Below are 23,909 nucleotides of genomic sequence, written 5' to 3'. Positions count from 1 at the left end.
GGTGTTTCCCCTCGGATAAGAGTCAAGCCTTCTGGCTGTGCAGGTTTTTCATCGCACGGTTCCATTCACCGGCGAAGATATCCGGCAGCACGCCGAGGGCAAAATCGATGCTGGCATCGAGTTTTTCCTGTTCGGCGCGTGGCGCACGACCCAGGACGAAATTTGAAACCATACTGGCAACGCCTGGGTGGCCAATGCCGAGCCGCAGACGGTAAAAATTATTCTGATTGCCCAACTGCGCGATGATGTCACGCAGGCCATTGTGCCCACCATGCCCGCCGCCGAGCTTGAGCTTGGCTACGCCGGGTGGCAGGTCCAGTTCGTCATGGGCCACCAGGATTTCTTCGGGTTTGATCCGGAAGAAGCCCGCAAGCGCCGCGACAGCCTGGCCGCTGCGGTTCATGTAGGTGGTGGGAATCAACAGACGAACATCCTGACCCTGATGCGAGAAGCGCCCGGTCAGGCCAAAATATTTGCGATCGACCACCAGATTGATGCCTTGGGCGTGGGCGATACGCTCAACAAAAAGGGCCCCCGCGTTATGCCGGGTCTGTTCGTATTCGGCGCCTGGATTTCCCAGGCCAACGATCAGTTTAATGGCAGTCACGACAGGGGCCCTTCCTTTGGAGTTGTGGATAACATCGCCGTACCCAGATGCGGCGAAAGTGGACGACACTACATCATTTACTCAAGAGTAAACGCCGCGTTATCGCCCGCTTTCTCGCTACGTTTCGGTCCGCGATGTTTCCTCAAGCTCCGGCAATACAGAGTGAATTACTCTGCAGCGCCTTCTTCAGCTTCTTCTGGAGCAACGCGTGGAGCGTGAACGTTGGCAACAGCTTTGTCATCACCGTGAGCCAGTGCAACAAACTCAACGCCTTTAGGGGCCTTGAGGTCGGACAGGTGAACGATGGCGCCGATTTCCAGAGCCGACAGGTCGACTTCGATGAACTCAGGCAGGTCTTTCGGCAGGCAGGTCACTTCGATTTCGTTCAGGACGTGAGAGATCTCGCCGCCTTTCTTGACCGGAGCTTCTTCACCCACAAAGTGCACAGGCACGATGGCGGTCAGTTTCTGGCCAGCTACAACGCGAACGAAGTCAGCGTGCATGATGAACTGCTTGGAAGGGTGACGCTGCATTGCTTTAACGATGACGTGCTGCTTGGCGCCGTCGACGTTCAGCTCGATAACGTGGCTGTAGGCAGCTTCGTTTTCGAACAGCTTGGCGATTTCCTTGGCCAGGATGGTCACGGATTCAGCAGGCTTGTTACCACCGTAGACAACGGCTGGGATGTTGGCGGCGTGACGCAGGCGGCGGCTCGCACCTTTCCCCAGGTCAGTACGCGCTTGGGCGTTCAGAGTAAATTCGTTCATGTTGTATCTCCAAAATAGCCATCATCGAGGGGCGTTTGCGACCAGCGCCGAACTCGATATGGGCAAAAAAGCCCCGCCCCAGCGGAATGCTGGGGCGGGGCGCTTTTCGTCAGTGAGGTGATCCGTTGGTTTGACCCTTAACGGAACATCGCGCTGATCGATTCTTCATTGCTGATGCGGCGAACCGCTTCGGCAACGACCGGTGCAATATCCAGTTGGCGGATACGTGCACAGGCTTGAGCTGCGGCGGACAACGGGATGGTGTTGGTCACCACCAGTTCGTCCAGCACGGAGTTCTCGATGTTCTCGATCGCTCGGCCCGACAGCACAGGGTGTGTGCAGTAGGCGAAGACTTTTGCTGCACCGTGCTCTTTCAAGGCTTTCGCCGCGTGGCACAGGGTGCCGGCGGTGTCGACCATGTCATCAACCAGAATACAGGTGCGCCCTTCGACATCACCGATGATATGCATCACTTCAGAGTGATTGGCTTTCTCACGGCGTTTGTCGATGATCCCGAGGTCCACGCCCAGGGATTTGGCAACAGCCCGTGCACGCACGACGCCACCAATGTCCGGGGACACGATCATCAGGTTTTCAAAGCGCTGGTCTTCGATGTCATCCACCAGGACGGGGGAGCCGTAGATGTTATCTACTGGAATATCGAAGAACCCCTGGATTTGGTCAGCGTGCAGGTCAACCGTGAGCACACGGTCGATACCTACCACGGTCAGCATGTCAGCAACGACTTTCGCGCTGATAGCTACACGTGCGGAGCGCGGACGGCGATCCTGACGGGCATAACCAAAGTAAGGGATTACAGCTGTGATTCGAGTCGCTGAGGAGCGGCGGAAGGCATCAGCCATCACGACGAGTTCCATCAGGTTATCGTTGGTCGGAGCGCAGGTCGGCTGAATAATGAAGACGTCTTTACCGCGGACATTTTCATTGATCTCGGCTGTAATTTCGCCGTCGGAGAATTTACCGACAGAGATGTCACCGAGAGGGATATGCAGCTGACGTACGACACGTCGAGCCAGATCGGGGTTGGCATTCCCCGTAAAGACCATCATCTTGGACACGCGCAGTACCTAGAGGCTGAGGGTAACCTGGATGAGTATTAGAAAATGGCAGGGGCGGCTGGATTCGAACCAACGCATGGCAGGATCAAAACCTGCTGCCTTACCGCTTGGCGACGCCCCTGTATCTGTTGCAACGAGTGCCTAACACTCGGTTCCTTTTAGAGCAGACTTTGCAGCTTGCGATGCAACATCGAAACGTTGCTTCCTTTTGCTACAAACCCTGTAAGGGTCTCTGTAAGAAGGGCCGAGACTTTATCAGCTTCAGCTTTGCTTGGGAAGCCCCCAAACACACAACTTCCAGTTCCGGTTAATTTTGCTTTGGTAAATTTACCTAACAAATTCAAAGCGTTACGTACCTCTGGATAACGCCTTGCTACAACCGGTAAGCAGTCATTTCGACTGTTTCCCTTGGGAACGGGGCGCACTTTAATGGGAGAAGAGTTACGTGTCAACAACGGATCTGAAAAAATTTCTGCTGTACTTACAGATACTTGCGGCACCAGCACGACATACCAAGGTTCTTCGGGCTCTACAGGGGTGAGTTTTTCCCCGACGCCTTCAGCAAATGCGGCGTGCCCCCGCACGAAAACCGGGACGTCGGCGCCCAGCGTGAGGCCCAGCGCAGCAAGGCGATCGTGGTCCCAGCCCAGTTGCCATAAGTGATTGAGGCCCAACAAAGTGGTCGCGGCATTTGAGCTGCCGCCACCGATACCACCGCCCATGGGCAGGATTTTGTCGATCCAGATATCAATGCCAAGTGGGCAGCCGGATTGTTCCTGAAGTTTTTTGGCCGCCCGCACAATCAGATTGCTGTCGTGGGGCACACCGTCGAATTCGGTGTGCAACTGAACCACGCCATCGTCACGCACGGCAAAGGTGAGCTCATCGCCGTAGTCGAGAAACTGAAACAGCGTCTGCAACTCGTGGTAGCCATCTTCACGGCGACCGAGGATGTGCAGCATCAGGTTGAGCTTGGCCGGGGAGGGCAGGGTCAATTTTTGTGCGGACACGTTATTGCCCCAGTTTGCGCGGTTGCCAGTCCTTGATCACCAGCGTGACATCAAGGTCGGTGCCATGCAGCTTGATACGTTCGGGAAGCCAATGACCGCTTTGCTCCACGTAGCTCAAATATTCGACCTGCCAGCCATCCTGCTCCAGGGTGGCGAGGCGGCTGTCGCCATTGAGGCTCAGACGGCTCTTGCTGTCCGGCGCCGGCAGACCGCGCACCCACCAGACCAGATGCGAGACGGGCAACTTCCAGCCAATTTGCTGCTCCAGCAATTCTTCCGGGGAGGTTGCCTCGTAGCGGCCCTGGTTGGCCACTTCCAGGCTCACTTGCCCTGGCCGGCCAGTCAGGCGGGCCGCGCCACGGCCCAGGGGGCCCGAGAGGCGAATGTCGTAATAGTCCTGGCGCTGCAGCCAGAACAGCGTGCCGCTGCCAGAGTCTTTCGGCGCACGTACTCCGACCTTGCCCTCGATCTGCCAGCCATCGATGCTGCTGAGCTGATCCTTGTGTTGTTTCCATTGGGCCGGGTTGCCCTGGCCTTCAACGGATTCACGGCTGCCGATGCCCGCGCAACCGGCGAGCAGGGCGATGAAGCTGAAAACGATAACGTGGCGCAAGAACATAAATTTAAAGGGTCTCGGATCCGGTCAGGCGCTTGATGGTGCTGCGCAGGATAGGGCTGTCGGGTTGTTCCTTGAGGAATTTTTCCCAGATTTGTCGGGCTTCGCGCTGCTTGCCATTGGCCCAGAGCACTTCGCCCAAGTGTGCGGCAACTTCCTGGTCCGGAAAACGCTCCAGTGCCTGGCGCAGCAAGCGTTCGGCCTCGTCGAGGTTGCCCAGGCGGTAATTCACCCAGCCCAGGCTGTCGAGTACGGCCGGGTCTTCCGGGTTGAGCGCATGAGCCTGTTCGATCAGCACCTTGGCTTCGGCGTAGCGCGTGGTGCGGTCGGACAAGGTGTAGCCCAGGGCGTTAAGGGCCATGGCGTTGTCCGGGTCACGCTTGATGATCAGGCGCAGGTCTTTTTCCAGCTGTGCCAGGTCATTGCGTTTTTCCGCCTGCATGGCGCGGGTGTACAGCAGGTTCAAGTCGTCGGGGTATTGCAGCAACGCTTGTTGCAATAGTTTCCAGGCGCGTTCGCCCTGTTTGTTGGCCGATAAGGTCTCGGCCTGGATCAGGTACAGCTGGATGGCGTAGTCCGGTTCGGCATCGCGGGCCGCGGCCAGGCGTTTTTCCGCTTCGTCGGTGCGGCCGTTGCTCATCAGGATATCGGCCTGGCGCAACTGCGCTGGCAGATAATCATTGCCGGGGCCGACCTGGGCGTATTCAAGCAGGGCCGCTTGAGGGTCGTTGCGCTCTTCAGCGATGCGGCCCAGGTTCAGGTGCGCCGAGTCCACGTGGCTGTCACGTTCGATCAGCTCTTGCAGGTAGCCCTTGGCCTCGTCCCAGGCTTTGGCTTCCAGGCACACCAATGCCAGGGAATAACGCAGTTCGTCGTCGTCCGGGTATTGCTGGACCAGGTTGGCGAACTGCACTTTGGCGTCTTCCATACGGTCCTGCTCAACCAGCATACGTGCATAGGTCAGGAGCAGGCGCTTGTCGCCGGGGTATTTCTTGATGCTTTTTTCCAGCAGCGGAATCGCTTCCTTGCCGCGGTTAAGGCTTTGCAGCAGGCGTGCACGCAACAGGATGGGCGCGATTTCACCTTCTTCCGGCGGGTTCTGCTCCAGCAGCTTGAGCGCGGCGTCGGCTTCATCGTCCTGTTGCAGCAGCAGGGCCTTGCCGAAAATCAACTGGCTGTTCTTCGGGTGCTTTTGCAGCAGGCGATCGAAACTCTTCATCAGGCCGTTGCGCGTGTCCTGGTCGGTGTCGGCGGCCGACAGCGCAAGAAAGTCAAAATGTGTGTCGCCTTTGCCCTGCAGGACCTTCTCCATATAAACCATGGAGTCGTCATAGCGCCCGGCACGCGCCAGTTGCACGGCTGCGGCGCGCTGGGCTTCCAGATCATCCGGGGCATTTTTGGCCCAGATCAGCGAGGTGTCCAGCGCTGCCTGGTCGGCGCCCAGGTATTCGGCGATGCGAAACGCTCGCTCGGAAATCCCCGGGTCCTGGGTGTTGATGGCCTGGGTCACGTAATTATCCAGCGCAATATCAAAGCGATTGCGTTGGCCGGCCAGCTCAGCTGTCAGCAGGCTGTAGATCGTTTCTTCACTGAACGAGGAATAAACCTTGGGTTTTTCAGGGGCGGGAGTGCTGTCTTCCACCGGCGACGTAGCGTCCGGCGACACGGGTGCCATGGCCTGGCAGCCGCTGAGGAAGACAAAAGCGAGGAGCAACGCGGAAGATCTATTCATATAGGAAGAGGACGACTAACCTGCGGTCGGATCATCATGACACAAGCCTTCGGCCAAACATAACCGGGGCACTCGGAATACGACTATTGCTGCCTTTTGCCTTTCCTTTGTAGGAGCGAGCTTGCTGGCGAAAAACCTGAGAGCGCCGCTGGGCGCCCGGCTTGCCGCGTTATCGTTGACGATTTTCGCGAGCAAGCTCGCTCCTGCAAAAGTGCATTGATAGGCATAAGGTATAGGGACAATAGACGACGGTGGTTGTTCTGAATCTTTCGAAGTAGGACAATTGTCGGCTTCCCGACATCATCAGCGATATTGAATGGCCTTCCTCGCACTCGGTATTAACCACAAGACTGCCTCCGTAGACGTGCGCGAGCGCGTGGCGTTTACGCCAGAGCAGTTGGTTGAGGCCTTGCAGCAGCTCTGCCGGCTTACCGACAGCCGCGAAGCTGCGATCCTTTCGACCTGCAATCGCAGCGAGCTCTATATAGAGCAGGAACATCTCTCGGCGGATGTGGTGCTGCGCTGGCTGGCCGATTATCACCATTTGAGCCTCGATGACCTGCGTGCCAGCGCTTATGTGCATGAAGAGGATGCGGCAGTTCGTCACATGATGCGCGTGGCGGCCGGTCTCGACTCGCTGGTGTTGGGTGAACCGCAGATTCTCGGCCAGATGAAGTCTGCCTACGCCGTGGCGCGTGAGGCCGGCACCGTCGGCCCATTGCTGGGCCGCCTGTTCCAGGCCACCTTTAATTCCGCCAAGCAAGTGCGTACCGATACGGCCATCGGCGAAAACCCGGTGTCCGTGGCCTTTGCCGCAGTGAGCCTGGCCAAGCAGATTTTCAGCGACTTGCAGCGCAGCCAGGCCCTGCTGATCGGCGCTGGTGAAACCATCACCCTGGTGGCCCGTCACCTGCACGATCTTGGCGTGAAGCGCATCGTGGTCGCCAACCGCACCTTGGAGCGCGCCAGCATTCTGGCCGAGCAGTTCGGTGCCCATGCGGTGCTGCTGTCGGACATTCCCGCTGAACTGGTGCGCAGTGATATCGTCATCAGTTCCACCGCCAGCCAATTGCCGATTCTGGGCAAGGGCGCGGTCGAGAGCGCGTTGAAGCTGCGCAAGCACAAGCCGATCTTCATGGTAGATATCGCCGTTCCACGGGATATCGAGCCCGAAGTCGGCGAGTTGGACGACGTTTACCTTTATAGCGTCGATGATCTGCATGAAGTGGTCGCTGAAAACCTCAAGAGTCGTCAGGGTGCCGCCCAGGCCGCCGAGGAAATGGTCAGCACCGGCGCTGAAGATTTCATGGTGCGCCTGCGTGAACTGGCGGCAGTGGATGTGCTCAAGGCGTATCGTCAGCAGGGCGAACGCCTGCGTGATGAAGAGTTGCTCAAGGCCCAGCGCATGCTGGCCAACGGCAGCGGCGCCGAAGAAGTGCTGATGCAATTGGCCCGTGGCCTGACCAATAAACTGCTCCACGCTCCTAGTGTCCAGTTGAAAAAGCTTACCGCCGAAGGCCGCCTCGATGCGCTGGCCATGGCCCAGGAACTCTTTGCCCTCGGTGAGGGCGCGTCAGACAGCTCTTCGGATAAAAAACCGCAATGAAAGCGTCACTGCTCAATAAACTGGACGTGCTCCAGGACCGTTTCGAAGAACTGACCGCCTTGCTCGGCGATGGCGAGGTCATTTCCGATCAAACCAAATTCCGTGCTTATTCCAAGGAATACGCCGAAGTTGAGCCCATTGTGGCCACTTATAAACACCTGCTGAAAGTCCAGGCCGACCTCGAAGGCGCCCAGGCCCTGCTCAAGGACAGCGACCCGGACATGCGCGAAATGGCCGTGGAAGAAGTCCGCGAAGCCAAGGAAAAACTCGCTGAGCTTGAGGGTGACCTGCAACGCATGTTGCTGCCCAAGGACCCTAACGACGGACGCAACGTTTTCCTCGAAATCCGCGCTGGTACCGGTGGCGACGAGGCGGCGATTTTTTCCGGTGACCTGTTCCGCATGTATTCGCGCTATGCCGAGCGTCGCGGCTGGCGCGTGGAGATCCTCTCCGAGAACGAGGGCGAGCACGGCGGTTATAAAGAAGTCATCGCCCGGGTTGAAGGTGACAATGTCTACGGCAAGCTGAAGTTCGAATCCGGTGCGCACCGCGTACAGCGGGTGCCTGCGACGGAATCCCAGGGCCGCATCCACACCTCGGCGTGCACCGTCGCCGTGTTGCCTGAGCCGGACGAACAGGAAGCCATCGAGATCAACCCGGCGGATTTGCGTGTCGACACTTACCGCTCATCCGGCGCGGGTGGCCAGCACGTTAACAAGACCGACTCGGCGATCCGTATCACACACTTGCCGTCGGGCATTGTGGTGGAGTGCCAGGAAGAACGTTCCCAGCACAAGAACCGTGCGCGGGCCATGTCCTGGTTGTCGGCCAAGTTGAACGACCAGCAGACCAGCGCCGCGGCCAACGCAATTGCCAGCGAACGCAAGCTGCTGGTGGGCTCCGGCGACCGCTCCGAGCGTATCCGTACCTACAACTTTGCCCAGGGCCGCGTCACGGACCATCGGGTCAACCTCACCCTGTATTCCCTCGACGAAATTCTCGCCGGGGGCGTGGATGCGGTGATCGAGCCGTTGCTCGCCGAATACCAGGCCGACCAACTGGCGGCGATAGGTGACTAAATGACCATCATCGCCAGCCTGCTGCGCGCCGCTGACCTGCCCGACTCGCCGACGGCGCGCCTGGACGTGGAGTTGCTGCTGGCCGCTGCCCTGGGCAAATCACGCAGCTATCTGCATACCTGGCCGGAAAAGATCGTCAGCAGCGAAGACGCGCTGACCTTTTCCGGCTACCTGCAGCGCCGCCGCAGCGGCGAGCCGGTGGCCTATATCCTCGGCCAGCAAGGCTTCTGGAAACTCGACCTGGAAGTAGCACCGCACACTTTGATCCCCCGCCCGGAAACTGAGTTGCTGGTGGAAGCTGCCCTGGAATTGCTGCCCGCCACGCCCGCCCAGGTCCTGGACCTGGGCACCGGTAGCGGCGCCATCGCCTTGGCCTTGGCCAGCGAACGTCCGGCCTGGCAGGTCACGGCGGTCGACCGTGTGCTGGAGGCCGTGGCCCTGGCCGAGCGCAATCGTCAACGCCTGCACCTCACTAACGCCACGGTGCTCAACAGTCACTGGTTCAGCGCCCTGCAAGGCCAGCGCTTCGACCTGATCATCAGCAACCCGCCCTACATTGCCGACAATGACCCGCACCTGGTGGCCGGCGATGTGCGCTTCGAACCGGCCAGTGCGCTGGTGGCGGGGCACGATGGCCTGGACGATTTGCGCCTGATCATTGCAAAGTCTCCTGCTCACCTGAACGACGGCGGCTGGCTGTTGCTCGAACACGGTTACGACCAGGCCCAGGCCGTGCGCGACTTGTTGCTGAACCAGGGCTTTGACGGCGTACACAGCCGCATCGACCTTGGCGGTCACGAACGCATCACCTTGGGGCGCCGCCCGTGCTGACCGACCAGGAGCTGTTGCGCTATAGCCGGCAGATTCTGTTGCAGCATGTCGACATTGATGGCCAATTACGCCTGAAACAGAGCCGCGCGTTGATCGTCGGCCTGGGTGGCCTGGGCGCTCCGGTGGCGCTTTACTTGGCCGCTGCTGGGGTGGGCGAATTGCACCTGGCTGATTTCGATACGGTCGATTTGACCAACCTGCAACGCCAGATCATCCATGACACTAACAGCGTGGGGCAGACCAAGGTCGATTCGGCCATGGGGCGCCTGAGAGCGATCAACCCTGAAGTCGCCCTGGTCGCCCATCGTGCTGCGCTGGATGCCGACTCGCTGGCTGCTGCGGTCAACGCAGTGGATCTGGTGCTCGATTGCAGCGATAACTTCTCTACCCGCGAGGCGGTCAACGTAGCCTGCGTTGCCGCCGGCAAACCGTTGGTCAGTGGCGCGGCCATTCGCCTTGAGGGGCAATTGTCGGTATTCGACCCCCGCCGCGCTGACAGTCCCTGCTACCACTGTTTGTATGGGCACGGCAGCGACACTGAACTGACCTGCAGCGAAGCCGGCGTTGTCGGGCCGTTGGTCGGTGTGGTTGGCAGCCTGCAAGCGCTGGAAGCCTTGAAGCTGCTGGCCGGTTTTGGTGAGTCGTTGGTAGGGCGCCTGTTGTTGATCGATGCGCTGACCACGCGTTTTCGCGAGTTGCGCGTCAAGCGTGACCCAGGCTGCAGCGTCTGCGGGGCAAAGCATGGTTAAGGGCGCGCCTGTTGGTGTGTTCGATTCCGGTATCGGCGGCCTGACGGTGCTGGAAGAAATCCAGCAGTTGTTGCCCCACGAGTCACTGCTGTACGTGGCGGACTGCGGGCACATTCCCTATGGTGAGAAAACGCCGGCGTTCATTCTTGAACGTTCTCGCTCGGTCGCTGAGTTTTTCCGCGAGCGGGGCGCCAAGGCCTTTGTGATTGCCTGCAACACGGCGACGGTCGCCGCGGTGGCCGATTTGCGCCAGGACTACCCCGACTGGCCGCTGGTAGGCATGGAGCCTGCGGTCAAACCTGCTGCCGCGGCCACGCGCAGTGGTGTGGTGGGTGTGCTCGCCACTACGGGCACACTGCAAAGCGCCAAGTTCGCCGCCTTGCTCGACCGTTTTGCCACCGATGTGCGGGTGATTACCCAGCCGTGCCCGGGCCTAGTGGAGCTGATTGAAGCCGGCGACCTCAACAGCCCCGCCTTGCACTCCCTGCTGCAAGGCTATATTGAGCCGCTGCTTAGCGCCGGTTGCGACACCATCATCCTGGGTTGCACTCATTATCCCTTCCTCAAGCCACTCCTGGCGCAGATGCTGCCCCCCAGCATCATCCTCATTGATACCGGCGCCGCCGTGGCGCGCCAGCTCAAGCGCTTGCTGGGTGAGCGCGACCTGCTGGCCATTGGCGAACCTGAACCTGCACAGTTCTGGACCAGCGGCGATCTGTGTCACCTAAGAAACATCCTACCGACACTTTGGAAACATCCTGGAGTTGTGCGAAGCTTTGGCTCGTGAAAATTTCGTGAAATCAGCCTGAAAAAAGCTGAACTTCTGGCTATGCGTCGGCTTCTATAGCCCGTTAGCCTGTACACAACCCAATTATTCCGTTTGCAAAGGATGTTTCACATGAAGCGCTTGTTCTGTTTGGCTGCGATTGCGGCCGCTATGTTGGGACACTCTGTTTCAGCCCAGGCCGCCGGCCTGGAGTTCGGCTTGGGGAGCACCAGCGATTCGACGCTGACCTACCGCCTGGGCCTGACCTCCGATTGGGACAAGAGCTGGATGCAGAGCAATGTCGGCCGACTGACCGGCTACTGGAGCGGCGCCTATACCTATTGGGAAGGGGATGATCGTGCGGGCGCCAGCAGCCTGTCGTTCTCGCCGGTGTTTGTGTATGAGTTTGCCGGCGAGTCGGTCAAACCCTACATCGAAGCCGGTATCGGCGTGGCGTTGTTCTCTCGCACTCGGCTGGAAGACAACAACATCGGCCAGTCCTTCCAGTTCGAAGACCGCCTGGGTTTCGGCCTGCGGTTCAACGGCGGGCATGAAGTGGGCATTCGTGCCACGCATTATTCCAACGCCGGCATTAGCAGCAATAACGATGGTGTAGAGAGTTACTCGCTGCACTACACCATGCCGCTGTAATGCACTGTAGGAGCGAGCTTGCTCGCGAAGAACCTCAACGATAACGATAACGCAGCGAATCAGGTTTAACGCGGCGTTCTCAGGTTTTTCGCGAGCAAGCTCGCTCCTACAGAATCAGCGGTAGGCCGTGGTAATGCCTTCACGCTCTTCAAGGCATTCCGGCGCCCCCATCTCGAACTCCCGGCAAATCAACGGCCGAAGCTCATAGATCGTGCACATCATCGTGTCGCGGTCCAGCGCTGCGCACCAGCCGTCGTCCAGGCGCATCATCACCTCACCCCCCCAATCGTCGGTATCGATAAAGCGTTGTGGCACGCCGGTGTCGGTGATCAGCATGACTTCCAGCTGGCAGCAACAAGCCGCGCACGTCGAGCACGTGACGGGTTCGGTGATTTGAATGTGAGGGATGTTGGTCATAGGCGCGCAGTGTAAGGCAAGTGCGTCAGATGCGTATGAATGCTCGGACGGGCGTCAGTGTTCCAGCCTCTGCGCAACCCCGTGTAACAGCGGAAAGAGCATGGCCCATAACAGCGCCAGGCCGATCAGTGTTGGGGCGGTGCCGTACGCAAAACTCACGCCTGCCAATTGACTGCCGGCGTAATAAGACAACGGCCCGCCCACCGCGCCTAGCAGGCTGGCGAGCCACCAGGGCCGTGCGCTCCAGGCCAGGCAATGGCGCAAGGTGGTGGCCAGCAAGGCCCATAACAGTATCAGCCACAGCGGAATCAGTGGCCCCGGCGTATTGAACTCAAACACGCCGAGCCCACGCAGTGCCGTATCGACCAGTGTTCCCAGCACCGTCACGGCCAGAATCACTTGCCCCTCTCTTGCCCAAGAGCTTATCCACAGCAAGTGTGCGCCCAGTACCGCGATGCCGATCAGCAGCCAACGGCTATCGCCGCCGAGCACGCAGGCAAACCAGCCGCACTGAAACAGCACGGTGTTGGCCAGGGATTTAAGCACTGAAACGCCCAAGCAGCGGCGGATTGATGGCCGCCGGTTTGGCCAGCAGCAACTGCGCGGTGCCGATGGTGCGCTCCATAAAGCCACCTTCGCAGTAGCACAGGTAAAACTCCCACAGGCGCAGGAAGTATTCGTCATAACCGAGTTCGGCAAGACGGCCATGGGCGCGGCGAAAGTTTTCATGCCACAGGCGCAGGGTGCGGGCGTAGTGCAGGCCGAAGTCTTCCATGTGCAGCAGGTTCATGTCGGTGTCACGGCTGACGATCTGCAGCATGTTTTGTACACAGGGCAGCGCGCCACCAGGGAAGATGTAGCGCTGGATAAAGTCGACGCTGCGTTTGGCCTGCTCAAAGCGTTGTTCACGAATAGTGATGGCTTGCAGCAGCATCAGGCCGTCGGGCTTGAGCAACTGGGCACATTGTTTGAAATAGGTGGGCAGGAAACGATGGCCCACCGCTTCAATCATTTCGATCGACACCAGCTTGTCGTACTCACCGGTGAGGTCGCGGTAATCGCTCAGCAGCACGGTCACACGATCTTGCAGGCCCGCCGCCTGGATACGTTGCGCGGTGTAGGCGAACTGTTCCTTGGACAGGGTCGTGGTGGTGACCCGACAACCGTAATGCTGCGCCGCATACAACGCCATGCTGCCCCAGCCGGTACCGATTTCCAGCAGATGGTCGCTGGGCTTGAGCGCCAGTTTCTGGCAGATGCGCGCTAATTTGTTCAGTTGTGCCTGTTCCAGGGTGTCATCGGGGGTCAGGAACTGCGCGGCCGAGTACATCATGGTGGGGTCGAGAAATTCTTCGAACAGGTCGTTGCCCAGGTCGTAATGGGCGGCGATGTTTTTTTGCGAGCCTTTGCGTGTGTTGCGGTTGAGCCAGTGCAGGCCCTGAGTGAACGGCCGCGCCAGGCGTGCCAGGCCACCTTCCATGGCGTCGAGCACCTCCAGGTTGCTGACCATCACCCGCACGACGGCGGTGAGGTCGGGGCTGGTCCAGTAACCATGGATAAACGCTTCGCCAGCGCCGATCGAGCCATTGGCCGCCACCAGCCCCCATACCGCCGCGTCGAGAATCTGGATCTCGCCCAGCAGGTGCGCTTCCCGTGCGCCGAAGACTTGCCGCTCGCCATCCTCGATGATGACCAACTGGCCATGGCGCAATTGGCTTAGCTGGCGCAACACGCCTTTGCGCAATAGCGCAGCGGTCATGCCGTTGACGTTCAGGCGGTTAGCCTTGACCGATAAGCTAGGGGATTTCATGGTGGCGATCCTTGGTATACCCGACTGCGGTGCGAGAAGCGCCATCGGCGGCCTGGTGGGAAAAAATCGGAGTGCGTTTGAGCAGCAGGCGCAAGGCTTGCCAGTAGATCGCAAGGCCGGTCTTGGCGGTCATCCAGGGAAAGCGCCACAAATAGCGATGCAGGCTGGCGCGGTTCAGTGCCTGTTTTTCCAGGCTCAAGGTGGCGTCGAAGACTTTTTGCGTGCCCTGCCAATCGGCCATATGCACGCCGAGCCTGGCGGCGGGCTGGCTGAAACTCATGCGGTATTCCAGCTCGCGAGGCAAAAACGGCGACACATGGAAGGCCTTGGCCACGGCGAAATGCTGGTGCTCATCGGCGCCCAGTGCCTGGGCGGGCAGCACGTAGTGATAGCGCTCGCGCCATGGGGTGTTGGTCACTTCACACAGGATCGCGGCCAGTTGCCCGTCAGCCTCGAAGCAGTAGAAGAAACTCACCGGGTTAAAAGCCAGGCCCCAACTGCGGGCCTGGGTCAGCAGGCAGATAGCGCCCTGGGGTGTTTGCCCCAGGGCCTTGCCGACTTCCTGGCGCACGGCATCGCTCAGGCTCATGCCGTGGCGCGTGAATTCACGCAGGTAATCCTGCTGGCGGAAACCGAAAGGCGCCAGGCGACCCGTGCCGGCCAGCGGCGAGAGCCCCAGTACTTCATCCTCTTCACTGAGGTCCAGGTACAACAGGCCGATGCGGTAGCGAAAGGCGTGGGCTTTGGGCGTAAACCGGCGATGGGCGATCCAGCCGCTGTACAAGGCGCTGTTCACAGGGTTTCCCCAAACGCCTGGGCCACGCGCAGAGCGCTGACCACGCCGTCTTCGTGAAAGCCGTTGGCCCAGTAGGCCCCGCAGTAAAAGGTATTGCGCACGCCGTTCAATTCTTCCCAGCGTGCCTGTGCGGCGACTGCGGCCAGGCTGTATTGCGGATGGGCGTAGGTGTAGCGCGCCAGGATCTTCAGCGGGTTGATCATCGGCGTCTGATTGAGGCTGACGCAAAAGGTAGTGGCGCTGTCGATGCCTTGCAGGATGTTCATGTCATAGGTGACGGCGGCCTGTTGTTGCACGTTGCCCGTCAGCCGATAGTTCCAGCTGGCCCAGGCCAGTTTGCGGTCGGGCAGCAGGCGTGTGTCGGTGTGCAGCACCACGTCGTTTTCGGCGTAGGGCAGGGCGCCGAGGATCTGCTGTTCGGCCTGGCTGGGGTCATCGAGCAAGGCCAGGGCCTGATCGCTGTGGCAGGCGAATACCACGCGGTCGAAGGTTTCGCTGCCGGCCGGGCTGTGGATAACCACACCCTCGTCGTTGCGTTGCACCTTATGCACAGGGCAGTTGAGCCGTATCTGTTCGCGAAAGCTGCGGGTCAGCGGCTCGATATAACAGCTGGAGCCGCCCTCGATCACACACCATTGCGGGCGGTTGCTCACCGAGAGCAAGCCGTGATTCTTGAAGAAGCGCACAAAAAACTGCAGCGGAAACTTGAGCATATCGGCCAGGGACATCGACCAGATGGCAGCGCCCATCGGCACGATGTAATGCCGGATAAACCTGGGGCCATAGCCGCCAGCGGTGAGGTAATCGCCCAGGGTCATGTCGGCGCTGATGCGCTGCTCTTGCAAGTCCAGGGGCGCCTGGCGATTGAAGCGCAGGATATCGCGCAACATGCCCCAGAATCCCGGCGACAGAATATTGCGGCGCTGGGCAAACAGGCTGTTGAGGTTGTTGCCGTTGTACTCGAAGCCTGTGCTTTGGTCGCACACCGAAAAACTCATCTCGGTGGGTTTGAGCCTGACCCCGATCTGCTCCAGCAGACGGATGAAGTTCGGGTAGGTCCAGTCGTTGAACACAATGAAGCCCGTGTCCACCGCATAGTTTTTGCCGTCGACCGTCACGTTGGCCGTGTGTGTATGCCCGCCAATGCAGTCATTGGCCTCGAACAGCGTAATGTCGTGGCGACGGCTGAGCAGGTAGGCGCTGGTCAGCCCGGCGATGCCGCTGCCGATAATGGCGATCTTCACAGGTCGTCCTTCTTCGGTGGCGGGCTGCGCAGCATGCGTTTGCCGATGATCAGTTGCGCGCGGTTGGGCAGCTTCGACAGCGGCCACAAGGTGGCAATGAACAGGGCCGGAAAGGCGATTTCCAGCGGGCGTTTTTCCAGCTTGGCGAAAATGTGTTTCGCGGCTTTGTCGGCCGGCCAGCTCAGGGGCATCGGGAAATCATTGCGCTCGGTCAGCGGCGTGTCGACGAAGCCTGGGCTGATCACCGTGACATCGATGTTTTCCGGCGATAGGCCGATACGCAAGGATTCGAACAAGTAACGCAGGCCGGCCTTGGACGCGCCGTAGGCTTCGGCGCGGGGCATGGGCAGGTAGGTCACGGCACTGGCCACGCCCACCAGGTGCGGGGTGCGCCCTGCGCGCAACAGTGGCAGCGCGGCCTCGATGCAATAACTGCTGGCCAGCAGATTGGTACGCACCACGTGCTCGATGATCGAGGCGTCAAATTGCCGGGCGTCGACGTATTCACAAGTGCCGGCGTTGAGGATCACCGTGTCCAGCGAACCCCAGACCTCGCTGATACGCTCGCCGATCTCGCGCACGGTCTGGCTGTTGGTCAGGTCGCCGGCCACCACCAGAACCTGGCCTGGATATCGAAGGGCGAGGGCATCCAGCGGGCCTTGGGTGCGGGAACTCAGGGCCACTTGGGCGCCGCTCTCGAGCAACTCCACGGCCAGCGCCGCACCGATACCACTGCTGGCGCCGGTCAGCCAATAACGACGGGGCGGTGTAAGGCTCATCCCATTCTCCTCTTCAGCCAACGAATAACGCGACCCAGTAGGGGGACATGTTCATAGAGCAGGGCGCCGGCATCGAAATAGTCGCGATGGCGGTAAACCTTGTCGTGCCACATCAAATGAGAACAGCCTGGCACCTCGATCACCTGGCCGCTGGCCAAGCGTGGGTGACGAAAACGCATAGTCCAGCGCAGGTAGCCCTCGCCTTCGGCCACGGTATCGAAGCCGTGGAAGTCAAAATGCAGCTCGCTGACGTTGCTGTACAAGTCGGCAAAGTAACGCCGCAACGCTGGCAGACCCTGGACTTCATGCAGGGGGTCGGCAAAGGCGGTGTCCTCGCTGTACAGGCGGCCGAGCAGGTGCAGGTTGTGCTTGTCCAGCGTGGCGAAGGTGTGGGCAAACTGGTGCAGGAAGTCACTCATGTTCGGCCATCTCCTGACGCGAAGGCAGCCGGCGAAATGCGGCCAAGGCGCGCTCGCGAGACTGTTTCAAATCGACGATGGCACGCGGGTAATCCGCCACGCCGAACAGGCCCCCAGCCGCTTCGGGGTTGTGCACTTGTTTTTTATTCAGCGCGGCCAGTTCCGGGAGCCAGCGTTTGATGAACACGCCGTCACCGTCGAATTTTTCCGATTGGCTCAGCGGGCTGAATATCCGGAAATACGGCGCCGAGTCGGTGCCCGTGGACGAACTCCATTGCCAGCCGCCGTTGTTGGCCGCCAGATCACCGTCGATCAGGTGGCGCATAAAGAAGCGCTCGCCCTCGCGCCAGTCGATCAGCAGGTTCTTCGTCAGGAACATCGCCACCACCATGCGCAGGCGGTTGTGCATCCAGCCGGTTTCCAGCAGTTGGCGCATGGCCGCGTCGATGATCGGCAAGCCGGTGCGCGCCTGTTGCCAGGCGGCCAGGTCTTCGGGCGCCTTGCGCCAGGCCAGCGCTTCGGTTTCCGGGCGAAACGCGCGGTGGCGGGAAACCCGTGGGTAGCCGACCAGGATGTGCTTGTAGAACTCGCGCCACAGCAGCTCGTTGATCCAGGTGATGGCGCCGATGTCGCCGCTTTCGAACTCGCCCTGGTTGGTTTGCAGCGCGGCGTGCAAGCACTGGCGCGGCGAAACCACTCCGGCGGCCAGGTAGGCAGAAAGCTGACTGGTGCCGGGCTTGGCCGGGAAGTCGCGTTCGTCCTTGTAATAGCTGATCTGCTGATCAGCGAAGGCATCGAGGCGACGGCGCGCCTCGTCTTCGCCAGCGGGCCAGAGGGCACGCAAGGTTTCGCTGGGTGTCGGGAACCCTTCGACTGCCGTTGGCACAGGGTCGCTTTTCACGCCAGGCTCGGCCTGGGCCTTTGGCGTCGGCACCACGCGGGGCAGGGCGCTGTGCAGGCGGCTGTAGCAGACCTTGCGGAACTGGCTGAACACCTGGAAGTAGGTGCCGGTCTTGGTCAGCACACTACCCGGCTGGAAAAACAGTTGGTCCAGGTAGCTGTGGAAGGTCACGCCGTCAGCTTCCAGGGCCTGGGCCACGGCGCGGTCGCGGCGGCTCTCGTGAACGCCATATTCCTCGTTGACGTGTACCGACTCCACCGACAGCTCGCGGCACAGTTGGCTCAGTACCGTCGGCGCCTGGTCCCAGGTCGCGGCGTGGCGGATTAACAGCGGAATGTTGAGGTTGCCCAGTGCCTGGCTCAGGTGCTGCAAGTTGCGCAGCCAGAAATCGACTTTGCACGGCGCGTCATCATGCGCCTGCCATTGCTCGGGCGTGATCAGGTAAACAGCCGCGACGGGGCCGCGCTGGCACGCGGCCGCCAGGGCAGTGTTGTCGTGCAGGCGCAAGTCGGTGCGCAGCCAGATCAGATGCATTTAGACAATTCCACGCTGGATCAATAATTGATGGGCCGCCAACAGGTCCTCGGCCACGAACAACTCAGGGATGTCCTGGGTTAATACGCCCAACTCGGCGTGGTGGATGCACACCGTTGGTCCGGCAATCACCGTTGGGCAATGGATGCCGCCCAGCAGTTTGCTGAGTGCCGACACTTGCAACGCCTTGCTTGAGTACAGCAGCACCGCACGGGGTTGCAGGTGTTCCACCGCCAGGGCCAGTTCGCCGACAGGCAGTGGCCAATCGAATACTTCCACCGGGCAATCGGCACTGCTGGCCAGCCAGGCGCTGAGCCACAGGTGCGGTTCCAGGGGCAGGTCGGAATGATTGACCAGCAACAGGGGCGCGCCGTGGAGTTGACGATTGTTGTGATAGATCCGTGCGCCAAACTTGCTGCGCAGCCAGGACAGGAAGAACACCCGCTCCATCTGCGCGCCGAACTGGCCCTGCCAGCGTTGTTCCAGCTCGTTGAGCAGCGGTAGCATCAATTGCTCGCACAAGGTGCGTGGCGGGTAAAGCGCCATGGCCTGGTTGAAGGCGTCATCGACCCGGCGCTCGGCCAGTTCACTGATGGCACTCACCAAATGCTGGCGCAGGCTCTGCCACTCGTTTTCCATCGGCTCCGGGCTACCTTGGGCGGAGTCGATCAGCCCTTTGACCTGGCTGACCGGCACGCCGCGATTGAGCCAGGTGAGGATGGCCTGGATGCGTTGCACATGTTCGGCGCTGAACAACCGATGCCCTTTGGGCGTGCGCTGGGGCACGATGAGGCCGTAGCGGCGCTCCCACGCGCGCAGCGTCACCGCATTCACGCCGGTCTGGCGCGCCACCTCGCGGATCGGCAGCCAGCCGTTTTCCAGGGCCAGGGCGAGGTCTTCGCCGGGTTCGTCGAGCAGGGCAGGTTTCATGGGTTAGATCGCATTACGCAGGCTGAGGTTTTCCGGGTGCGGTTGCAGGTAGGCCTGCTGCGCGATGTAGCGGTCCGGATGTTGGCGAAAGTGGTGTTTGAGCAGGGTCAGCGGCACCACCAGTGGCACGATGCCGTGGCGGTATTGGCCGATGACGGTCTGCATTTCCTGTTTGTCATCGGCACTGATGGCTTGCTTGAGATAGCCACTGATGTGTTGCAGCACATTGGTATGGGTAGCGCGAGTCGCGCATTTTTTCAGGCCCGCCATCAGTTCGCTGAAATAGCCGTCGGCCAAAGCTTGCAGGTCAATGCCCTTGCCCATGCTGCCGAGCAAGTGGCCCAGGCTTTTGTAATGCGCCGGGCTGTGGGCCATCAGCAGGTACTTGTAGCGCGAGTGAAACGTCAGCAAGCGGTGACGGGTAAGGCCGTCGGCCAACAGTTGCTGCCAACTGGCGTACACGAATACGCGGGTGAGGAAGTTTTCCCGCAGCACCGGGTCGTTCAGGCGACCGTCTTCCTCCACCGGCAGGTTGGGGTGTCGAGCACAAAACGCCTGGGCGTAAATGCCGCGCCCGCCACCGTCGACGGGCGTGCCGTTGTCGCGGTACACCTTGACCCGCTCCAGGCCGCAGGACGGTGACTTTTGCATGAAGATGTAGCCGCACAGGTCGGTATGTTCCCGGGCCATTTGCTGGCCGTAATCATCCAGTGGCTGAGTGACATTGAGCGCAGGGTTTACGCTGCCCACGGCCTGCGGGTGGTTGGGGTCCCCGACCAGGCGGATCGCTTGCCGAGGAATGCCCAGGCCGATGGCAACTTCAGGGCACAACGGGACGAAATCGAAATAGTCACTGAGGGTCTGACTGCATAGCAGGGACTGTTTATGACCGCCATTGAAGCGCACGTTCTCACCCAGAAGGCAGGCGCTGATGGCGATCTTCGGTTTCACACGGCTGGACATAAGCAAACCTCTGCAAGAATCCTGTACAAGCTACAAATCTTGTACAACTAAATCTCATCATAGGCTCGATGTTGTACAAGTCAAATATTTTGTACAGGGTTGTGCCGCCGCTTTATTTCCAGCCGATTGTCCAGTCCTCAGCGTTTTTCAGGGTCTGCCAGGGCAGGCGTTCGGCGCGCCGAGTAAGGATGGCCTGCAGTTCGATGTCCAGCACCGTGCCCTCGTCGTCACGGAACAATTCGGTGACCAGGAAGTGTTTTTCCTTGTGGCGGGGATGAGCTGCCGTCCATTTTGACAGCAGCAGTTTGGCGGGGTTGATGCGGTTCATTGCAAGTGCTCGATCAAGCGTCGCGCCGCTTCCTGGCCACTCAACCAGGCACCTTCCACCCGGCCGGAGAGGCACCAGTCACCACAGACGAACAGGCCCAGGTCGGCGTCGGCCAGCACGCCGAATTCATGGCTGCTCGATGGGCGCGCGTAGAGCCAACGGTGCGCCAGGCTGAACGACGGCGCAGGCATGGCGCTGTGCAGCAATTCGGCAAAGGCGCCGTGCAGGTGTTCGATCACCGCTTCCTTGGGCAGGTCCAGGTGGGCCTTGCTCCAGGCGCTGGTGGCGTGCAGCACCCAGGTGTCGAGGGTGGTATCGCGCCCGGGCTTGCTGCGGTTGCGCGCCAGCCAGTCGAGGGGGCTGTCTTGCACGAAGCAGCCCTCCATCGGCGTATCCAGGGGCTTGTCGAACGCCAGGGCGATGGCCCAGGTCGGGTCCATTTTTACCCCGGCGGCGGCGCTCGCCAGCTTGGGCGCGGCGGCCAGCAGGGCGGTGGCTTGGGGCGCCGGCGTGGCAATGATCACGTGACTGAAAGGGCCGTGATTGCCGCCGTCCGCGTCGAGCAGGTTCCAGTGCTGCGTGCCCTGGAAGACTTCGGTGATGCGGCAACCGAACTCCACCGGCAAGTCGTCGAGCAGGGCGCGAGTGATGGCGCTCATGCGCGGCGTGCCCACCCAGCGGATCTGCTCATCGGGGGAGGGCGTCAATTGCCCGGACTTGAAGTTATACAACTGGGGCTTCCACTGCTCGGCCCAGCCGTTGCTTTGCCAGCGCTGCACTTCGTTGACGAAGCGCCGGTCGCGAGCGGTGAAGTATTGCGCGCCCATATCCAGCGCGCCGGCGTCGCTGCGCTTGCTGGACATGCGGCCACCGCTGCCGCGGCTTTTATCGAAGAGATGCACTGCATGCCCAGCGTCTTGTAACGCTCGGGCGGCGGAGAGACCGGCGATGCCGGTACCAATGATCGCGATGGGAACAGTCATGGGAGGCCTCGTTTTACCGTTGGGTACAGACTACGCCGACACCAATAGCTGTACAATATTGTTTTTTGGTATAAGTTTTGGCGTGCCTGATTGTGTGGCGTGACCTATGGTTAAGCTAAGGCTTGAACCCCCGTCACGCTCAATTATCAAATTGATCCCTGCTTATAAAATAGACCAGTGAGCGGCGGCGAACGTTACATGAGGAGAGTCCCATGCATATTTTGCTGACCGGCGGTACCGGCTTGATCGGCCGTCAACTCTGCAAGCACTGGCTCGCGCAAGGCCACCGCCTGACGGTGTGGAGCCGGCAACCGGAAACGGTCGCCCGGGTGTGCGGTGCGCAGGTGCTCGGAGTGGCTCGCCTACAAGAGGTGATTGGCACGGTGGACGCGGTGGTCAACCTGGCAGGCGCGCCTATCGCGGACCGGCCTTGGACCCATAAGCGCAAGGCATTGCTGTGGAACAGTCGCATTCACCTCACCGAAACCTTGCTGGCCTGGATGGAAAGCCTGGAACAAAAACCGGCGGTGCTGATCTCCGGCTCTGCGGTGGGTTGGTACGGCGACGGCGGCGAGCGCGAACTGACCGAAGCCAGCGGCCCGGTGCTGGATGACTTCCCCAGCCAGTTGTGTATCGCCTGGGAGGAAACCGCCCAGCGTGCCGAAGCCTTGGGCATTCGCGTGGTGCTGGTGCGTACGGGGTTGGTGCTGTCTGCCGAGGGCGGCTTTTTGTCGCGCCTGCTGCTGCCGTTCAAACTGGCGCTGGGCGGGCCGATTGGCAATGGACGGCAGTGGATGCCCTGGGTGCATATCAAGGATCAAATCGCCCTGATTGATTTTCTTCTGCACAAGCAAGACGCCAACGGTCCTTATAATGCCTGCGCGCCGCACCCGGTGCGCAACCGCGAATTTGCCAAGACCTTGGGCCAGTCGCTGCACCGCCCGGCGTTCATGCCGATGCCGGCATTTGCGTTGAAGGTTGGCCTGGGTGAGTTGTCCGGCTTGTTGCTGGGCGGGCAAAAGGCTTTGCCTGAACGGCTGCAGGCCGCAGGTTTCACTTTCCAGTTCACTGAGTTGCGTGCGGCTCTGGACGACTTGTCCAGCCGCCTCTAAAGATAGGATGTTGCATGACCGATCACGCGTTGTTACTGGTCAACCTGGGTTCGCCAAAGTCCACTTCAGTGGCCGATGTGCGCAGCTACCTCAATCAGTTCCTGATGGACCCTTATGTGATCGACTTGCCGTGGCCGGTGCGGCGCTTGCTGGTATCGCTGATCCTGATCAAGCGCCCCGAGCAATCGGCCCATGCCTATGCGTCGATCTGGTGGGATGAGGGTTCGCCGTTGGTGGTGCTGAGCCGCCGCCTGCAGCAGCAGATGACCGCGCAGTGGACCCAGGGCCCGGTGGAACTGGCGATGCGTTATGGCGAGCCGTCCCTGGAAACGGTCCTGACACGCCTGGCCGCCCAGGGTATTCAAAAAATCACACTGGCGCCGTTGTACCCGCAGTTTGCCGACAGCACCGTCACCACGGTGATAGAGGAAGCCAAGCGAGTGGTGCGCGACAAGCAACTGAATGTGCAGTTTTCGATCCTGCAACCGTTCTACGATCAGCCTGAGTACCTCGATGCGCTGGCGGCGAGTGTGCGCTCTTATGTGGAGCAGGATTACGATCACTTGCTGCTCAGTTTCCATGGCTTGCCTGAGCGTCATCTGACCAAGCTCGACCCCACGGGCCAGCACTGCTTCAAGGATGCCGACTGCTGCAAGAACGCATCCCCTGAAGTGCTTGCCACCTGTTACCGCGCGCAGTGCTTCAGCGTGGCGCGGGATGTGGCCGAGCGGCTGGGTTTGCCGGAGGGCAAATGGTCGGTGGCGTTCCAGTCCCGCCTGGGCCGGGCCAAGTGGATCGAACCCTACACCGAGGCACGCCTTGAGGCATTGGCCCAGCAAGGCGTGAAGAAGCTGCTGGTGATGTGCCCGGCGTTCGTCGCCGACTGTATTGAGACGTTGGAGGAAATTGGCGATCGCGGTCGCGAGCAATTTCGTGAAGCGGGGGGCGAGGAGTTGGTGTTGGTGCCTTGCCTGAATGACGAGCCGCAGTGGGCGGCAGCGCTTAATACCCTGTGCGAACGAGCGCCGGTTGCCTTGTAATCGAGCCCTGCGGTGATCCAATTGTGGGAGCGGGCTTGCTCGCGAAGGCGGCATGGCAGTCAACACAGTTGGATTGTGTACATATCCATTCCTGCGGTAACGGCTGCTTAGGGTTCCGCTTTTACAGCGGGTCACTTTGGAAAAGAGCCGGAATGCCGGC

The 23,909-nt window shown here is 60.4% G+C and carries 26 protein-coding genes and 1 tRNA gene; 8 read left to right on the top strand and 19 right to left on the bottom strand.

Annotated features, from left to right (window positions below; translation table 11 throughout):
• Positions 1-22: 22 nt before the first annotated feature.
• The 7 genes from pth to AC1RAC_RS22765 form a co-directional block, all read right to left on the bottom strand.
• Complete coding sequence (gene pth, locus AC1RAC_RS22795) at positions 23-607, bottom strand: aminoacyl-tRNA hydrolase (RefSeq protein WP_054921813.1); 585 nt, start codon at positions 605-607, stop codon at positions 23-25.
• Positions 608-774: 167 nt separating this feature from the next.
• Positions 775-1,374 (bottom strand): 50S ribosomal protein L25/general stress protein Ctc, encoded by a 600-nt coding sequence (locus tag AC1RAC_RS22790; protein ID WP_492617009.1) that lies wholly within the window; start codon positions 1,372-1,374, stop codon positions 775-777.
• A gap of 137 nt (positions 1,375-1,511) precedes the next feature.
• Positions 1,512-2,453 (bottom strand): ribose-phosphate pyrophosphokinase, encoded by a 942-nt coding sequence (locus AC1RAC_RS22785; RefSeq protein ID WP_003171603.1) that lies wholly within the window; start codon positions 2,451-2,453, stop codon positions 1,512-1,514.
• A 46-nt stretch (positions 2,454-2,499) separates the two neighbouring features.
• Positions 2,500-2,574 (bottom strand) — tRNA-Gln (locus tag AC1RAC_RS22780).
• A gap of 37 nt (positions 2,575-2,611) precedes the next feature.
• Entirely contained in the window at positions 2,612-3,415 is an 804-nt protein-coding gene (gene ispE, locus AC1RAC_RS22775; protein ID WP_492617018.1) for a 4-(cytidine 5'-diphospho)-2-C-methyl-D-erythritol kinase, read from the bottom strand.
• A gap of 49 nt (positions 3,416-3,464) precedes the next feature.
• Positions 3,465-4,082 carry a lipoprotein insertase outer membrane protein LolB gene (gene lolB / locus AC1RAC_RS22770; RefSeq protein WP_492617008.1) on the bottom strand — a complete coding sequence of 206 codons (618 nt, stop codon included), beginning with the start codon at positions 4,080-4,082 and terminating at the stop codon, positions 3,465-3,467.
• A 4-nt stretch (positions 4,083-4,086) separates the two neighbouring features.
• A complete protein-coding gene (locus AC1RAC_RS22765; protein WP_003188355.1) occupies positions 4,087-5,811 on the bottom strand; it encodes a tetratricopeptide repeat protein in 1,725 nt (574 codons plus the stop codon).
• Between the two features lie 316 nt (positions 5,812-6,127).
• Here AC1RAC_RS22765 and hemA point away from each other — a divergent pair, with 316 nt between their 5' ends.
• The 6 genes from hemA to AC1RAC_RS22735 all read left to right on the top strand — a co-directional run bounded on the left by hemA (position 6,128) and on the right by AC1RAC_RS22735 (position 11,493).
• Positions 6,128-7,417: a glutamyl-tRNA reductase gene (gene hemA / locus AC1RAC_RS22760; protein ID WP_003188356.1), complete on the top strand. Its 1,290-nt coding sequence runs from the start codon at positions 6,128-6,130 to the stop codon at positions 7,415-7,417.
• Positions 7,414-8,496, top strand: a complete 1,083-nt coding sequence (gene prfA / locus AC1RAC_RS22755; protein WP_054896862.1) for a peptide chain release factor 1 — start codon at positions 7,414-7,416, stop codon at positions 8,494-8,496. The genes hemA and prfA overlap by 4 nt, the downstream gene beginning before the upstream one ends.
• Entirely contained in the window at positions 8,497-9,327 is an 831-nt protein-coding gene (gene prmC / locus AC1RAC_RS22750) for a peptide chain release factor N(5)-glutamine methyltransferase (protein WP_096144155.1), read from the top strand.
• The gene (locus tag AC1RAC_RS22745) at positions 9,321-10,076 is read left to right on the top strand and encodes a molybdopterin-synthase adenylyltransferase MoeB (protein ID WP_034128079.1); all 756 of its coding nucleotides are present in this window, start codon (positions 9,321-9,323) and stop codon (positions 10,074-10,076) included. The genes prmC and AC1RAC_RS22745 overlap by 7 nt, the downstream gene beginning before the upstream one ends.
• Complete coding sequence (murI, locus tag AC1RAC_RS22740; RefSeq protein WP_034128078.1) at positions 10,069-10,863, top strand: glutamate racemase; 795 nt, start codon at positions 10,069-10,071, stop codon at positions 10,861-10,863. The genes AC1RAC_RS22745 and murI overlap by 8 nt, the downstream gene beginning before the upstream one ends.
• 111 nt (positions 10,864-10,974) lie before the next feature.
• Positions 10,975-11,493, top strand: coding sequence for an acyloxyacyl hydrolase (locus AC1RAC_RS22735; RefSeq protein ID WP_014716838.1), 519 nt, complete (start codon positions 10,975-10,977; stop codon positions 11,491-11,493).
• Positions 11,494-11,607: 114 nt separating this feature from the next.
• Here AC1RAC_RS22735 and AC1RAC_RS22730 read toward each other — a convergent pair whose 3' ends face one another.
• From AC1RAC_RS22730 to AC1RAC_RS22675, 12 genes are all read right to left on the bottom strand, one after another.
• Positions 11,608-11,910: a YkgJ family cysteine cluster protein gene (locus AC1RAC_RS22730; RefSeq protein ID WP_054922553.1), complete on the bottom strand. Its 303-nt coding sequence runs from the start codon at positions 11,908-11,910 to the stop codon at positions 11,608-11,610.
• Between the two features lie 54 nt (positions 11,911-11,964).
• Positions 11,965-12,456, bottom strand: a complete 492-nt coding sequence (locus tag AC1RAC_RS22725) for a DUF2878 domain-containing protein (RefSeq protein ID WP_057977391.1) — start codon at positions 12,454-12,456, stop codon at positions 11,965-11,967.
• A complete protein-coding gene (locus AC1RAC_RS22720) occupies positions 12,449-13,720 on the bottom strand; it encodes an SAM-dependent methyltransferase (RefSeq protein ID WP_054896866.1) in 1,272 nt (423 codons plus the stop codon). Before AC1RAC_RS22720 ends, AC1RAC_RS22725 begins: the two co-directional genes overlap by 8 nt.
• A complete protein-coding gene (locus AC1RAC_RS22715; protein WP_072446988.1) occupies positions 13,707-14,516 on the bottom strand; it encodes a DUF1365 domain-containing protein in 810 nt (269 codons plus the stop codon). Before AC1RAC_RS22715 ends, AC1RAC_RS22720 begins: the two co-directional genes overlap by 14 nt.
• Complete coding sequence (locus tag AC1RAC_RS22710) at positions 14,513-15,760, bottom strand: NAD(P)/FAD-dependent oxidoreductase (protein WP_492617007.1); 1,248 nt, start codon at positions 15,758-15,760, stop codon at positions 14,513-14,515. Before AC1RAC_RS22710 ends, AC1RAC_RS22715 begins: the two co-directional genes overlap by 4 nt.
• Entirely contained in the window at positions 15,757-16,539 is a 783-nt protein-coding gene (locus tag AC1RAC_RS22705; protein ID WP_054922540.1) for an SDR family NAD(P)-dependent oxidoreductase, read from the bottom strand. Before AC1RAC_RS22705 ends, AC1RAC_RS22710 begins: the two co-directional genes overlap by 4 nt.
• On the bottom strand, positions 16,536-16,958 hold the full coding sequence (locus AC1RAC_RS22700; protein ID WP_054896870.1) for a nuclear transport factor 2 family protein: 423 nt from the start codon (positions 16,956-16,958) through the stop codon (positions 16,536-16,538). Before AC1RAC_RS22700 ends, AC1RAC_RS22705 begins: the two co-directional genes overlap by 4 nt.
• Positions 16,951-18,393 (bottom strand): deoxyribodipyrimidine photo-lyase, encoded by a 1,443-nt coding sequence (gene phrB, locus AC1RAC_RS22695; RefSeq protein WP_057977386.1) that lies wholly within the window; start codon positions 18,391-18,393, stop codon positions 16,951-16,953. Before phrB ends, AC1RAC_RS22700 begins: the two co-directional genes overlap by 8 nt.
• Positions 18,394-19,323, bottom strand: coding sequence for a MerR family transcriptional regulator (locus AC1RAC_RS22690; RefSeq protein WP_034128070.1), 930 nt, complete (start codon positions 19,321-19,323; stop codon positions 18,394-18,396). It abuts the gene before it with no gap.
• A gap of 3 nt (positions 19,324-19,326) precedes the next feature.
• Complete coding sequence (locus AC1RAC_RS22685; RefSeq protein ID WP_054896872.1) at positions 19,327-20,286, bottom strand: YbgA family protein; 960 nt, start codon at positions 20,284-20,286, stop codon at positions 19,327-19,329.
• A 112-nt stretch (positions 20,287-20,398) separates the two neighbouring features.
• The gene (locus tag AC1RAC_RS22680) at positions 20,399-20,614 is read right to left on the bottom strand and encodes a TIGR02450 family Trp-rich protein (RefSeq protein WP_054896873.1); all 216 of its coding nucleotides are present in this window, start codon (positions 20,612-20,614) and stop codon (positions 20,399-20,401) included.
• A complete protein-coding gene (locus tag AC1RAC_RS22675; RefSeq protein WP_034128068.1) occupies positions 20,611-21,597 on the bottom strand; it encodes an NAD(P)/FAD-dependent oxidoreductase in 987 nt (328 codons plus the stop codon). The genes AC1RAC_RS22680 and AC1RAC_RS22675 overlap by 4 nt, the downstream gene beginning before the upstream one ends.
• A gap of 212 nt (positions 21,598-21,809) precedes the next feature.
• On the opposite strand from AC1RAC_RS22675, the gene AC1RAC_RS22670 reads away from it, so the two are divergent.
• Positions 21,810-22,709, top strand: a complete 900-nt coding sequence (locus AC1RAC_RS22670; RefSeq protein WP_492617006.1) for a TIGR01777 family oxidoreductase — start codon at positions 21,810-21,812, stop codon at positions 22,707-22,709.
• A gap of 14 nt (positions 22,710-22,723) precedes the next feature.
• Complete coding sequence (gene hemH, locus AC1RAC_RS22665; protein ID WP_034128066.1) at positions 22,724-23,749, top strand: ferrochelatase; 1,026 nt, start codon at positions 22,724-22,726, stop codon at positions 23,747-23,749.
• The last annotated feature ends 160 nt before the right edge of the window (positions 23,750-23,909 follow it).

This window comes from Pseudomonas sp. GW823-FHT02F05, from assembly GCF_058797315.1.
The sequence above is the reverse complement of the archived record's forward strand: the minus strand, read 5'-3'. Positions and strand labels throughout refer to the sequence as shown.